This is a genomic window from Pseudonocardia sp. C8, assembly GCF_014267175.1.
Classification (GTDB): domain Bacteria; phylum Actinomycetota; class Actinomycetes; order Mycobacteriales; family Pseudonocardiaceae; genus Pseudonocardia.
In genome coordinates, this window is the sequence record NZ_JACMTR010000002.1 from 2,713,580 (window position 1) to 2,726,265 (window position 12,686).

The 12,686-nt window shown below is 74.7% G+C and carries 13 protein-coding genes; 9 read left to right on the forward strand and 4 right to left on the reverse strand.

From position 1 onward, the window contains the following. Window positions 1-7 precede the first annotated feature (7 nt). The 7 genes from H7X46_RS13135 (at window position 8) to H7X46_RS13165 (ending at window position 6,591) form a co-directional block, all read left to right on the forward strand. Window positions 8-253: an acetyl-CoA carboxylase gene (locus H7X46_RS13135; RefSeq protein ID WP_186359679.1), complete on the forward strand. Its 246-nt coding sequence runs from the start codon at window positions 8-10 to the stop codon at window positions 251-253. Further along, window positions 250-1,605, forward strand: a complete 1,356-nt coding sequence (locus H7X46_RS13140) for an acetyl-CoA carboxylase biotin carboxylase subunit (RefSeq protein WP_186359680.1) — start codon at window positions 250-252, stop codon at window positions 1,603-1,605. The genes H7X46_RS13135 and H7X46_RS13140 overlap by 4 nt, the downstream gene beginning before the upstream one ends. Continuing rightward, window positions 1,602-2,474: an allophanate hydrolase subunit 1 gene (locus H7X46_RS13145; RefSeq protein ID WP_186359681.1), complete on the forward strand. Its 873-nt coding sequence runs from the start codon at window positions 1,602-1,604 to the stop codon at window positions 2,472-2,474. The genes H7X46_RS13140 and H7X46_RS13145 overlap by 4 nt, the downstream gene beginning before the upstream one ends. Continuing rightward, entirely contained in the window at window positions 2,471-3,448 is a 978-nt protein-coding gene (locus H7X46_RS13150) for a biotin-dependent carboxyltransferase family protein (RefSeq protein WP_186359682.1), read from the forward strand. Before H7X46_RS13145 ends, H7X46_RS13150 begins: the two co-directional genes overlap by 4 nt. Window positions 3,449-4,369: 921 nt before the next feature. After that, window positions 4,370-4,666 carry a hypothetical protein gene (locus H7X46_RS13155; protein ID WP_186359683.1) on the forward strand — a complete coding sequence of 99 codons (297 nt, stop codon included), beginning with the start codon at window positions 4,370-4,372 and terminating at the stop codon, window positions 4,664-4,666. Window positions 4,667-5,398: 732 nt separating this feature from the next. Further along, the gene (locus tag H7X46_RS13160; RefSeq protein ID WP_186359684.1) at window positions 5,399-5,884 is read left to right on the forward strand and encodes a hypothetical protein; all 486 of its coding nucleotides are present in this window, start codon (window positions 5,399-5,401) and stop codon (window positions 5,882-5,884) included. A gap of 62 nt (window positions 5,885-5,946) precedes the next feature. Then, window positions 5,947-6,591, forward strand: coding sequence for a hypothetical protein (locus tag H7X46_RS13165; protein ID WP_186359685.1), 645 nt, complete (start codon window positions 5,947-5,949; stop codon window positions 6,589-6,591). Between the two features lie 5 nt (window positions 6,592-6,596). Here the strand turns inward: H7X46_RS13165 and H7X46_RS30390 are convergent, their stop codons facing one another. The 3 genes from H7X46_RS30390 to H7X46_RS13180 all read right to left on the reverse strand — a co-directional run bounded on the left by H7X46_RS30390 (window position 6,597) and on the right by H7X46_RS13180 (window position 9,703). After that, the gene (locus tag H7X46_RS30390; RefSeq protein WP_186359686.1) at window positions 6,597-7,265 is read right to left on the reverse strand and encodes a pentapeptide repeat-containing protein; all 669 of its coding nucleotides are present in this window, start codon (window positions 7,263-7,265) and stop codon (window positions 6,597-6,599) included. Window positions 7,266-7,364: 99 nt separating this feature from the next. Further along, a complete protein-coding gene (locus H7X46_RS13175; protein WP_186359687.1) occupies window positions 7,365-8,300 on the reverse strand; it encodes a triacylglycerol lipase in 936 nt (311 codons plus the stop codon). Between the two features lie 71 nt (window positions 8,301-8,371). Next, window positions 8,372-9,703, reverse strand: coding sequence for an NAD(P)/FAD-dependent oxidoreductase (locus tag H7X46_RS13180; RefSeq protein WP_186359688.1), 1,332 nt, complete (start codon window positions 9,701-9,703; stop codon window positions 8,372-8,374). Between the two features lie 90 nt (window positions 9,704-9,793). On the opposite strand from H7X46_RS13180, the gene H7X46_RS13185 reads away from it, so the two are divergent. Continuing rightward, entirely contained in the window at window positions 9,794-10,465 is a 672-nt protein-coding gene (locus H7X46_RS13185) for a TetR/AcrR family transcriptional regulator (RefSeq protein ID WP_186359689.1), read from the forward strand. 257 nt (window positions 10,466-10,722) lie between these two features. On the opposite strand, the gene H7X46_RS13190 is transcribed toward H7X46_RS13185, so the two are convergent. Beyond that, window positions 10,723-11,100 (reverse strand): hypothetical protein, encoded by a 378-nt coding sequence (locus H7X46_RS13190; protein WP_186359690.1) that lies wholly within the window; start codon window positions 11,098-11,100, stop codon window positions 10,723-10,725. Window positions 11,101-11,249: 149 nt separating this feature from the next. On the opposite strand from H7X46_RS13190, the gene H7X46_RS13195 reads away from it, so the two are divergent. Next, window positions 11,250-12,653, forward strand: coding sequence for an APC family permease (locus H7X46_RS13195; RefSeq protein WP_186359691.1), 1,404 nt, complete (start codon window positions 11,250-11,252; stop codon window positions 12,651-12,653). Window positions 12,654-12,686 lie beyond the last annotated feature (33 nt).

Genomic DNA, 12,686 nt, shown 5'->3' on the forward strand with positions numbered 1-12,686 from the left:
CCCGCACGTGTCCCGTCATGAGATCGTCTCCCCGATCCCCGGTGTGTTCTACCGCCGGCCCGACCCGGACAGCCCGCCGTTCGCCGAGGACGGCGCGTCCGTGACCGACGACTCGCCGGTCGGCCTGGTCGAGGTCATGAAGTCGTTCCACCAGGTCCCGGCCGGGGTGTCCGGGACGCTGGTCGAGTTCCTCGTCGCCGACGAGGACGAGGTGGACGCCGGCCAGCCGGTGGCGGTGGTGGAGACGCAGTGAGGCGCCTGCTCGTCGCCAACCGCGGCGAGATCGCCGTCCGGATCATCCGGGCCGCCCGTGACCTGGGGATCCCGACGGTCGCCGTGCACTCGAAGGCGGACGCAGGCGCGCTGCACACCCGGCTCGCGGACACCAGCGTCGAGATCGGACCGTCGCCGGCGTCGAAGTCCTACCTGGTCGGGGACGCGATCCTGGCCGCAGCGAAGGACACCGGCGCCGACGCCGTCCACCCGGGGTACGGGTTCCTGTCCGAGCGGGCGTCGTTCGCGGCCGCGGTGGCCGACGCCGGGCTGACCTTCGTCGGCCCGGCCGCGGCGACCATCGAGCGGATGGGGGACAAGGTCGCCGCCCGCGAGGTCGCCCGCGCCGCGGGCGTGCCGACCGTGCCCGGGACACCGGGCGGCGTGGCCGGTGTGGACGCCGCCGTCGAGGCGGCTCGCGAGGTCGGCTACCCGGTGATGCTCAAGGCCGCGGCCGGCGGCGGCGGGCGCGGCATCCGGGTGGTGCACGACGAGGCGGCGCTGCGGACCGCGTTCGGGCAGGCCTCGCACGAGGCGCAGAAGGCGTTCGGCGACGGGACGATGTACCTGGAGCGCTACGTCGAGCTGGCCCGGCACGTCGAGGTGCAGGTGCTCGGCGACGGGACCGAGGCCGTGCACCTGTTCGAGCGGGAGTGCTCGCTGCAGCGGCGGCGCCAGAAGGTCGTCGAGGAGGCGGTGTCGCCGGGCATCACCGAGGCCGTGCGCGAGGCCATGACGACGGCCGCGGTCGACCTGTGCCGCGAGGTCGGCTACACCTCGGCCGGCACCGTCGAGTTCCTCGTCGACGACGCCACCGGGGAGTTCTTCTTCATCGAGATGAACACCCGCATCCAGGTCGAGCACCCGACCACCGAGCTCGTCACGGGGATCGACCTGGTCGCCGAGCAGCTGCGGGTCGCGGCCGGGGATCCGCTGCGGTTCGGCCAGGACGCGATCGCCCGGCGCGGGCACGCGATCGAGTACCGGGTCACGGCCGAGGACCCGGACCGGGACTTCCTGCCGCAGCCCGGTGGTGTCGGGCGGATCACCCTGCCCTCCGGGCCGTGGGTCCGCTGCGACACCTGGCTGGAACCCGACGCGACCGTCCCGCCGTACTACGACTCGCTGCTGGCGAAGGTCGTCGTCTGGGGCGCGGACCGGGACGAGGCACTCGCCCGGTCCCGGCGCGCCCTCGACGAGTTCGGCGTGGACGGTGTCCCGACGACCGCCGGGCTGCTGCGCACGCTGGTGGACGAGCCGTGGGTGGCGTCCGCGGACTTCCACACCAGCACGCTGGAACAGTGGCTCACCTCCCGGAAGGAGACCGCATGAGCGCCCGCTACAGCTGGGGTGGTGACGAGTTCATCTTCGTCGAGCTGGCCGAGGAGATGAGCCTGCAGGCGAACTTCAAGGCCGTGGCGATCACGAACCTGTTGCGTGCCGAGCGGCCGGACGGGGTCCTGGAGATCTGTTCGGCGAACGCGTCGTACCAGGTGCGGTACGACCCGGACGTGCAGGAGCCGTACGCGTTCCTGGCGCATCTGAAGGAGCTCGAGGAGCGGGTCGGGGACGCGTTGGGGGTGACGCTGGACTGCCGGGTGGTGGAGATCCCGGTGCTGTACCGGGATCCGTGGACGACCGAGACGTTGATGCGGTTCCGGGACCGGCACCAGGATCCGGAGGCGACCGACATCGAGTACGCGGCGCGGATCAACGGGTACGCCTCGGTGGAGGAGTTCGTCGCGGCGCATTCGGGGTCGCCGTGGTTCACCTCGATGGTGGGGTTCGTGGCGGGGTTGCCGTTCAAGTACCAGATGGTGCCGCGGGAGCGGCAGATCGTGGTGCCGAAGTACCTGCGGCCGCGGACGGACACGCCGAAGCAGACGGTCGGTTACGGCGGGTGTTTCTCGTGCATCTATTCGGTGCGTGGGGCGGGTGGGTACCAGATGTTCGGGATCACGCCGGCGCCGATCTACGACCCGCGGCAGACCAAGCCGGACTTCGCCGAGCACAAGGTGTTCATGCGGCCCGGTGACATGGTGAAGTTCCGGCCGATCGAGCGGGACGAGTACGACGAGTTGGAGGCGAAGGCCGAGGCGGGGGACTACCGGATCACGACCAAGGACGTCGAGTTCGACCTGCAGCCGTTCCTGGACGATCCGGACGGCTACAACAAGCGGTTGCTGGAGGGGCTGGCATGACCGGCACGACGATCGAGGTCCGCAAGCCCGGGCTGTCCACCACCGTGCAGGACGGCGGCCGCGCCGGCTACTACCACCTCGGCATCCCGCCGTCGGGTGCGCTGGACCAGTACTCGCTGGCCTGCGCGAACGCGCTGACCGGCAACGAGCCGGGCGCCGCCGCGCTGGAAATCGTCTACATGGGACCGGAGCTGCGGTTCACCGGACCGGCGGTGGTGGCCGTCACCGGGGCGGAGATCGCGCCGCGGGTCAACGGCGAGGCCCGGCCCCTGTGGGAGTCCTTCGCCGTCGGCGAGGGGGACGTGCTCGACTTCGACTTCCTCAAGGCCGGCGCACGGGCCTACCTGGCGGTGTCCGGCGGGCTCGACACCCGGGTCGACCTCGGCAGCCGTTCCACCTACCTGATCGGGTCGCTCGGCGGCGTCGACGGACGCCCCGTCGCCGAGGGCGACGTGCTGCCGGTCGGGGACGGCTCCGGCCGCGCCGGCCTGGTGGTGCCCGAGGACCTCCGCCCGTCGCTGTCCAAGGATGTCGAGGTGCGGGTCGTCATGGGGCTCTACGACCACCGGCTCACCGATCGGGGGCGGGCGACGTTCCTCGACACCGTCTGGACGCTGACCCCGGTGGCCGACCGGATGGGCTTCCGCTATTCGGGTGGCCAGCTGGAGACCGTCGAGCGGGAGCCGCCGTTCGGGGCCGGGCAGGACCCGTCGAACATCGTCGACTCGCCGTACCCGATCGGGTCCATCCAGGTGCCGGGCGGCGTCGAGCCGATCATCCTGCACCGCGACGCCGTCTCCGGAGGCGGCTACATGATGGTCGCGACCGTGCTGTCCGGTGACCTCGACGTCGTCGCGCAGTCGGCGCCCCGGACGCGGACGAAGTTCGTGGAGGTCGACCTGGAGACCGCTTTGGCGCTGCGCGCCGAGCGGAAGGACCGGATCGCGCGGATGCACGCCGCCGTGTCCGGCTGAGCGGGCCCGCCGTCCGCCGCTGGCCGATCACCGCCGGCTGGTCCAGACTCGGCAGTCGACCGGGTTCTGCGTCGGGAGGCGGTGGCGCGCATGGGCAGGCACCGGAGTACGAGCGGGCCGGGCCCGGTCCGGCGAACCCTGATGATCGCCGTGCCGTCGGTCGGTGTGGTGGCGCTCGCCGCCGCCGTGGTGATCGGCAGCGGGCTCACCGGCGACCGGGCGCCGCAGCGGCCGGGTGGCCCCGAGCCCGGTGGCCGGGGCCCGGCCGGTGCGGTGCCCACGCCCGGCACGACCCTCCCGCGCGGTCCGGGCGCCGCCCCGCGGCCCGGGCCGGACGGCGGGTCGTCGGCGACCGCCGGAGCGCTGCCCGGTGACCCGGTGCGGGCGGCCCGGGACGCCATGGGCGCGGCCGAGCACGTCGGCGGTGTCCCGGTGGGTTCGGCGCCGTCCTCGGTGGGGTCGCGGTCTGGGTCTGGGTCTGGGTCGGTATCCGGGTCGGGGTCGGGGGAGAGCGGTACGGCGGTCGGGTCGCGGGGCGGAACCGGTGCCGCGCAGCGGGGATCCGCCGCCTCGATGCAGCCGGGGGCCTCCTCGCAGCCTGGGGCATCGTCGCAGCCTGGGGTGTCGTCGCAGCCGGGGGCCGGAGCGGCGCATGGGCCCGCGCCGGGATGCCCGGGCGGATCGCAGCCTCGACTCGGGCCGCAGCCCGGACAAGGGGCGCCGCCCGGCCACGGGTGTCAGCCCGGACATGGGTCGCAGCCTGGCCACCGGGTGCAGCCCGGCCCCGGCGCACCGAGTGGCCCGGGAGCCCGGTCCGGCCCTTCGGGCGCTCGCCCCGCCACGCCTCCGGTCCCACCTGCACCGGCCGTGCCCGGGCTCCCGCAGCCACGCACCGCACCGCACGACCGCCCGTCGCCCGCCGTGCCGCACGAACCCGCACCGGTCGAGCGACCCGGCCGCCACGCCCGCGATGTCGGCGACGAGGTCCGGGCGCAGGTGCGCGTCCTCCGGGCCGAGGTCCGGGCGGACGTGCGCGAGATCCGGGGCGAGGCGCAGGCTCGGGCGCGCCACCTCCGCGCCGAGACCCGGCTCGAGCCCCGCCCCGAGGCCCCGGCGCAGGTGCGTGGCACCCACCGCGACGACCCGGATCAGCTCCGCGACCCCTGGAGCGGGATCCGGGAGCAGGTGCTCGGCACCGAGATCGCTGCCCAGCTCTAAGCGCCGCCGACCGGGTGAGTCGCACGAATCCGCCCCGCACCGGGCGCGAACGTGCACGCCGACGGGCGCCACGGGGTGGATCAGCACGAAGGTGCCCGTGGCACGGCGGAAACGCGCTGCTCGTCCGGCTCGCGGGAGTCGATCTGCACGAACGCGCCGGGTCGCGGGCCGAAACGTGCCGCTCGATCGGCTCGCGTGAGTCGATCTGCACGAATCCGCCCGGCTCGGGGCGGAAACGTGCCGCTCGACCGGCTCGCGTGAGTCGATCTGCACGCAGGCGCCCGTGGGGCGGCGGAAAGGTGCTGCTCGACGGCTCGCGTGGGTCGATCAGCGCGTAGTCGTCCTCTGTGCGGCCGGAAGGTGCAGATCGAGTGGCTCGCCCGGGTCGATATGCACGAACGCGCCAGGGCGTGGGCGGAGAGGTGCCGCTCGACCGGCCCCACGGAGTCGATCAGCACGATCGCGGCCGTGCCCCGGCGACACCGTGCACCTCGACCGGCGTCGGCGAAGTCGATCTGCGCGCACTCGTCCCCGGCAGGACGCCAACGTGCACCTCGCGGCAGGGCGCCGAGGCCGGGCCGCAGCGCCCCCGGCTGTGCCGGAGGAGGCAGGGGAGCCGGGCTCGCGCCGTCCCCGCCGAGCGACCACCCGACCGGATGGTCGCGGTCACGGCCCGGACGGTCCATCATCAAGCAGGCGGCTACGCCGTTCGGACCGACGGGGAGGGTGCTGATGGGGGGACGTCATCGTGCGCCCCGGGTACGCCGGTCCCCGGCCCGCCGTGCCGCCCGGGCCGCCGTTCCGGTCGTGGCCGCCGTTGCCGCGGTCGTCGCCGTGGTGGCCCTCGTCGCCGGCAGCGACCTCCTCGCACCGGGCGCACCGCCACCGACCATCGCGGCCGGGGCCGCCGTCGTCGCGGCACCACCACCCCGCACCGCTCCGGTGCTCGAGCTGCCCGAGTCCGGCCCGGCGGCGACGGCCGCCGCCGACGCCGCCCGCGCAGTGGCGGAGCGGGCCGAACGCGACCAGCAGGCCGAGCAGAACCAGCGAGGGCGGGGGACCGGTACCTGCGACCTGACCGGCCCAGCCCGGTTCGACGACCCCGAGCGTCCCCACGAGATCACCAACAAGGACTGCGGCTACGTCGACGCGCAGGGCCGCGAACGCTCCCTGGACCCGTGGCTCGACGGCCAGCTGCTCGCCGCGCAGGGCGGCTGACCGGCTCGGGTGTTTCGTCGTGTCCGGCAACGGATACGGAGATCGGGGAGGGGGCGATCACGATGACCGGACGGCACCGGCACACCCGCACGACACCCGCTCGTCGCGCCCTGCTGGCTGCGGTGCCCCTGATCGGTGGTGCCGGCGTGGTCACCGTGCTGCTGGCCGGGGCGATCCCGGACACCGCCGGACCGGCGGTGCCGGCCACCGTGACGCTGCCGGGTGCCGTCACCGCGCCCGGCACGTTCGCGTCCGGGCCGCTGCCGGGTCGCGGCGAGGCCACCATGGACGCGGTCGCCGGCGCTCGCGACGCGGTCCGGGCGCACGAGACCGCCGGCGCGCGGGCGGCGGCCCGGGTCAGCACGGTCGCCGAGGAGCTCCGCCGGCAGGCCGCCGACCGGGCCGAGCGGGCCCGCGCCGCCGGCGACGCCGAGCTGGCCGCCTACCTCGACGAGGAGGCCGCGCGGCAGGAGAGGGCGGCGGCGCCGTCCCGGCCGGTCGTGCACGCGCCACGCAGCCCCGACCCGCACGGTCCCGCCCCTGACGGGCCCGCCCCGCGCAGCCCCACCGACGACCGGCCCGCCCCGGAACCGGGGGAGGACTGCCGCGCGACGGACCTGCTCCGGCTCGGCCCGCTGACCGTCGCCGGCGAGGGCTGCGACGACGCCCCGTGGGTCACCGGGCAGGTCCGCGACACCACCGGCTGAGCACGCTAGTCGAGGACCGTCAACCCGAGCGCCGCGCAGACCGCCGCGGCCTGGGCCGGCGAGACGATCGCGCCGCGCAGCTCCCGGGGGGTGTCCGGGGTGATCTCGCCCAGGTCGCTCGTGCGCAGGTCGGCCTGCTCCAGCCGGGCGGCACGCAGGACCGTCCCGCGCAGCCGGCAGCGCTCGAACGTGACCGCCCGCAGGTCGGTGCCGGACAGGTCGGCCTCCGACAGGTCGCACTCGGCGATCCGCAGCCCGCGCAGGTTCACCTCGGCGAGGTCGGCGACCTGCAGGTTGCAGCCGGTCAGCACGAACGACGCCGTCAGCCCGCGCATCCCGCGCAGCGAGACGCCGATCATGCGGCAGGCGTCGAACCGGGTGTCGCCGAGGATCGCGCCGGCGAACCGGGCACCGGACAGGTCGGCCCCGGTCAGGACGGCGTCGGTCAGGTCGGCCTCCCGCAGGTCCGCGCCGGACAGCGATGTCCCCGCGACCCGAACCCGGTCCAGCCGGGCCCCGCGCAGGTCCGCACCTGCGAGCGAGCCACCGCGCAGGACCAGACCGGCGAGGTCGGCCCCGCGCAGGTCGACCTGGTCGAGCTGCGGATCCTGTACCGGCTCGCCGGACCGGGCAGCGGCGACCAGGTCCTCGGGCGTGCTCACGTCGGCGGTCACCGGCGCACCCTCGCACGCCGCGCCGACAGTGGCACCTCGCCGACAGTGGCACTCGCGCCGGCAGCAGCAGTCAGGAGGATCACGCCGGCGGCGACACCGTCAGGAGGCGGTGGGGGCCTCCGGACCGACCGGAAGGCACCGCACCGGCTGCGCGTGCGCCGGGTCGAGCGCGTTGGTGATGTGCTGCAACGCCACCGGGTCGAACGCGACGGCCACGTGCTCGGCCAGGTCGGCCGGGCAGCCCTCCTGCAGGACGATGTTGTCCGCGCCGTCCATCATCCCGGACGTGTACGGGACGACCAGCTCGTCGTACCGGGTCATGATCATCGTGTAGGTGACGCCGTCGACCCGCGGCCCGCCGCCGGAGCTCATCCGCTCGAGGAAGTCCGACCCGCGCAGGACCTGCCGGCAGGCCGCGCACAGCGGGTCGAGGACGGTCCCGACCGCCGGCCCGAGGCCCAGCTGCTGGCCGCTGCGGTTGAGGAACGCGAGCCCGCCGGTGTTCGTGCCGTCCCAGAGCGGGGTGAGGCCGACGTAGCGGTCGACGTGCTCGGCGCCGCCGAGGAACTTCACCCAGTGGTTCGGCATGAGCGAGCCCTCGGAGTGGCCGACGATGTCGACCTTCTCCGCGCCGGTCGTCTCGAGCACGCGGTCGACGAACGACGCCAGCTCCTCGGCGCTCTCCTCCATCGGCGCGAGCCCGCCGGCCTGGCTCAGCGGCGGCGGCGCGAGCGGGCTGCGGCCGTAGGTCAGCGAGAACACGCAGTACCCGCGCTGCGCGAGCCGCGGGGAGACGTAGCCCCAGTTGTTCGCCTGGTTCCCGGTCAGCCCGTGCACCAGCACGACCGGGTTCGGGTGCTCGGCGCTCGGCCGGCAGCTCCAGTCGTTCGCGCCGGGCGGGGGCGGGTCGATCAGCGCCGGAGCGGGGACCGCCGCCGGCGCGGGTGCCGCCTGGGCGGGGCCGACGAGCGCCACCCCGACCACGATCGTCGCCAGCACGATCGAGAAGATCGCGCCCCACCGCCGTCGGTCCATCCCCGCCGCCTCCCCGCATGCCGGTTACCGCGCGGTACAACGAGCGGGCCGCGGGGAGGGTGCGCACCGTGTCAGGCCGCGGCCAGCACCCCGCGGACGATCTCGGCGAGCTCCCGGCGACCCGGTCCCTCGGCCGGTGGCGGGCGCCACCCGGACCGGTACACGGCGGCCGCCCGCGGCTCGACCGCGTCCAGGCTGGCCGGCCCGGCCAGCATGCCGAGGTAGGGCCCGAGCGCCGGGGCGATCTCGGGGTCCACCGCGGCGGCCGCCATGATCAGGTCGGACGGCAGGCGGCGGGTGAGGTCGACGTCCTCGCCCGCCCACCGGCGCACGGTCGCGTCGTCCATCCGGACGTGGTCCTCCACCCACGGCCGCATGTGGGTCTCGCACCACGCGTCGAACGCGGCGGGGACCGGATCGAGGTCGTCGCCGTGCCGGTCGAGCAGCCGGAGCAGCTCGCGGGCCTGCAGGAACGAGGTGGTGATCCCGCGGCCGAACATCGGCGTCGTCGTGCAGACCGCGTCCCCGGCGAAGATCAGCCCCCGGTGCGCGGCCCCGTCGGGCCCGGCCTGGCCCCGGTAGCGGTTGACGAGCTCGCCGCCGGCGAGCACCGGTGTGATCGGCCGGGACCGTCCGGGGTCGGTCCAGGTGGCCAGCCCCGGCACGGCGGCGCAGGCGGCCTCGAACGCGGCCTCGTGCCGGAGACCGACGAGGTCCGGGTCGTCGACCGGGCGCACGATCAGCACCGAGAAGATCCCCCGCTCGTGCAGGAAGATGATCACCTGGTAGCCGTCGAGGTCGGCCTGCCAGGCGATCAGGTTGGTCATCGGCCCGGGCTCGGCGCCGTCGTGCAGCCGGTACTGGCGGTCCACGTAGGCGATCCCGGTCCGGCCGGTGACGGCGGCCGGGCCCCGCAGCGGGCGGGTCACCCGGCCGGCCCGGCCCGATGCGTCGATCACCAGGTCGGCCGGTAGGTGCGCACGCCCGACGCGGACGCCGTCCGCGCGCCCGGCCCGGTCGAACGTCACCGCCTCGACGTGGTCGCAGCGCAGCTCCACCCCGGGCCGGGCGCCCACGACGGCGCGCAGGACCCGTTCGAAGGTCTCCCGGCGCGACCGCATCCCGCCGCGGACGACCCGGCCGTCCGGCAGCGTGACGTCGATCGGCTCGGCCCCGGCGGCCAGCCAGGCGGCGTGCGCCTCCGGCAGCTCGGCCTCGAGCGCGTCGGGGACCTGCCCGCGGAACGCGTGCGCGTGGTGGAACTGCATCACGCCGCGGCGACGCCAGCCGTCCGGCGCCGGGCCGGGATCCCGGTCGACGGCGGTGACGCGGTGCCCGCGGCGGGCCAGTGCCGCGGCGAGGAACAGACCGGTCGGACCTGCACCGATGATCGCGATTCGCATACCGGCCACCCCTCGGCTACCCTCAGCAGGTATTCATTACTCGAAGAGTGAACCGAATGTGTCGCGCCGTCAAGGCCGGACGGGAGAACGATGGGGGAGACGACGAGCGAGCGCCGCCCGTACCGCTCCGACCTGCGGGCCCGGCAGGCCCGCGAGACGCGCCGGACGGTCGTCGAGGCCGCGACGGCGCTGTTCCTGCGGCACGGCTACGCGGCGACCACGCTCGACGCCGTCGCCGATCGGGCGGGCGTGAGCCGCAAGACCGTGTTCAACGCGGTCGGCGGCAAGGCGGCGCTGCTCGAGCTGGCCTGGGGCTGGTCGCTGGTCGGCGACGACGAGCCGGTGCCGATGGCCGACCGCCCGGCCGTGCACCGGATCCTGGCCAGCACCGACCCGACCGAGTCGGTCCGGCTGTGGGCCGCCATGGTCGTGGAGACCCAGGAGCGGGCGGCCGCGATCGGCCGGGTGCTCGCCGCGGCCGCCGACGTCGACCCGGACGCCGCCGCGCTGCTCGCGCGGGCCGACGCCGAACGCCACGACGGTGCCCGGGCGTTCGCGGAGCATCTCGACCGGATCGGCGGCCTGCGGCCCGGCATCGACCGCGCGTATGCGGCGGACGTGTGCTGGGCCCAGAACGACGGCGCGGCGTTCCGGCGGCTCGTCCTCGACCGCGGGTGGCCGCCGGAGGCGTTCCGCGAGTGGCTGGTGCGCGTCCTCGTCGCGTCGCTGTTGCCGGGACGGGCGGGCGGCCCGAGCTCGTAGCGCAGGGACCGGACCGGCTCGGACCCGTGGCGGCCCCCGGGGACGCCGAACGAGCTCGCCGACGCGGCACAGACCAGCCCGCGGCACCCTCCGACCACGTAGTCAATGTTTCATTGACGCCAGCAGATCGTCAACGAAACGACGACCGAGCCGGCCGCCCCGACGGCGACCCGGCAGGGCAGGGGAGGGGTCTCGCTCCGGGTTCCTCACCCGTCGTGGAGCGAACGCCGCGCTCCACGACGGGTGATCTCGACGGGTCAGCCGGTCGCGTCGTTCCGCGGTCGCCCGCCACGGCGCATGACGCCGTTGGTGGTGCGCCGCGTGGGGTCGATGAGCCGCTTCCACTTGGCCTGCGCGGCCTGCCGGCTCGACATCTGGGCCTGCACGGCGTCGGCCACCTGCTGCCAGGTCAGACCGTCCGAGCGCAGCGTGCGGATGAGATCGCGCTCGTAGGCGTCGGCCCGCCGGCGCAGCTCCTGGACGATCGCGTACCAGGCGGCCGCCGCGTCCCGGGTGAGGACGCCGTCGGCCGCCTGCTGCTTCATGTCCTCGAGCTGGTCGGTGAGCGAGGTCCGCTTCCGGGCGATCGCCGGGTCGGCCCGTTCCAGCCAGCGCTGTGCCTCCTCGAAGTTCATGGGTCAATGATTCATTGACGCAAGCAGATCGTCAATGAAACGACGACCACCGATTCCGTCTCGACGCCAGAGCGGCCCGCCGAGCACTGTCGTCCCGATCACCGGTGAGGGATGCTGTGCGCCAACGGGACCGGGGGAGGGGAGGACCTGTGACGCGACAGGACGACCAGGCGTTCGTGAAGGTGCTCGGCCGGGCCGACGTGCTCGCCGTCGGGTTCGGCGCGATGATCGGCTTCGGCTGGGTGGTCCTGGCCGGGGAGTGGGTGTCCGGGGCCGGGACCGCGGGGGCGGCGCTCGCGTTCGTCCTCGGCGGCGCCGTGATGGCCGTCGTCGGGCTCACCTACGCCGAGCTCGTCGCGGCCATGCCGAAGGCCGGCGGTGAGCACCACTACGTGCTCCGGGCGCTCGGGTCACGGTGGGCGTTCGTCGTGTCCTGGGCGATGGTGCTGGGCTACCTGTCGGTGGTCGCGTTCGAGGCGGTGGCGCTGCCGGAGACCGCGCTCTACCTGTTCCCGGACCTCAAGGCCGGCCGGCTGTGGTCGATCGCCGGCTACGACGTGTACGCCACCTGGGCGCTGGTGGGGATCGTCGGCGCCGTCGTCATCACCGCGCTGAACTACGTCGGGATCCGTCCCGCCGCCGTCGCCCAGACGGTCGCCGTGGTCTTCCTGGTCGCGGTCGGGATCGTGATGCTGACCGGGACGGTGGCCGGCGGCAGCACCGCGACCGCCGAGCCCTGGTTCGACGGCGGGTTCGCCGGCGTGCTCGGCGTGCTGGTCGCGGTGCCGTTCCTGTTCGTCGGGTTCGACGTCATCCCGCAGTCGTCGGAGGAGATCAACCTGCCCGAGCGGCACATCGGACGGCTGCTGGTGGTCTCCGTGCTGATGGCGATCGCGTTCTACGTGGTGATCGTCCTCGGCACCGGGTTCGCCCTCGGCGACGAGGCGCTCGGGGGCTCTCAGCTCGCCGCCGCGGACGCCATGGCGACGCTGTGGGGCCATCCCGCGTTCGGGACGCTGCTGGTACTCGGCGGCGTCGCGGGCATCCTCACCAGCTGGAACGCCTTCCTGATCGGCGCGAGCCGGCTGGTGTACGCGATGGCGGCGTCCGGGATGCTGCCCCGCTGGTTCGCCGCGGTCCACCCGCGGTACCGGACGCCGTCGCACGCCATCCTGTTCATCGGCGGGCTGTCCGTGCTCGCCCCGCTGTTCGGGGACCAGATGCTGACCTGGCTGGTGAACGCGGGCGGCCTCACGATCACCATGGGCTTCACGCTGGTGGCGGTGACGTTCCTGGTCCTGCGCCGCCGCGAGCCGGCCCTGCCGCGGCCGTTCCGGGTCGGCGCCGGCCCGACCGTCGGAACGGTGGCCGCGGTCGCCGGCCTGGTGTTGTTCGCCCTGTACCTGCCCGGCATGCCGGCCGCGCTCGGGCTCCCGGAGTGGATCATCGTCGGGGGCTGGTGGCTGGCCGGGGTGTACTTCCTGACGCGGTTCCCGGAGGTCGGGCCCGGGGTGGACGCCGAGGAGCGGCTGATCCGGGCGACCCGCCGGTAACCGGCTCACCCCGGGGCCTCCCCATGTCGCCGG

Excerpts from the sequence above, each read along its gene's own strand:
- H7X46_RS13175 (WP_186359687.1), bottom strand. The coding sequence starts at position 8,300 with ATGGACCGACGGCGGTGGGGCGCGATCTTCTCGATCGTGCTGGCGACG.
- H7X46_RS13160 (WP_186359684.1), top strand. The coding sequence starts at position 5,399 with ATGGGGGGACGTCATCGTGCGCCCCGGGTACGCCGGTCCCCGGCCCGC.
- H7X46_RS13165 (WP_186359685.1), top strand. The coding sequence starts at position 5,947 with ATGACCGGACGGCACCGGCACACCCGCACGACACCCGCTCGTCGCGCC.
- H7X46_RS13145 (WP_186359681.1), top strand. The coding sequence starts at position 1,602 with ATGAGCGCCCGCTACAGCTGGGGTGGTGACGAGTTCATCTTCGTCGAG.
- H7X46_RS13190 (WP_186359690.1), bottom strand. The coding sequence starts at position 11,100 with ATGAACTTCGAGGAGGCACAGCGCTGGCTGGAACGGGCCGACCCGGCG.
- H7X46_RS13185 (WP_186359689.1), top strand. The coding sequence starts at position 9,794 with ATGGGGGAGACGACGAGCGAGCGCCGCCCGTACCGCTCCGACCTGCGG.
- H7X46_RS13150 (WP_186359682.1), top strand. The coding sequence starts at position 2,471 with ATGACCGGCACGACGATCGAGGTCCGCAAGCCCGGGCTGTCCACCACC.
- H7X46_RS13180 (WP_186359688.1), bottom strand. The coding sequence starts at position 9,703 with ATGCGAATCGCGATCATCGGTGCAGGTCCGACCGGTCTGTTCCTCGCC.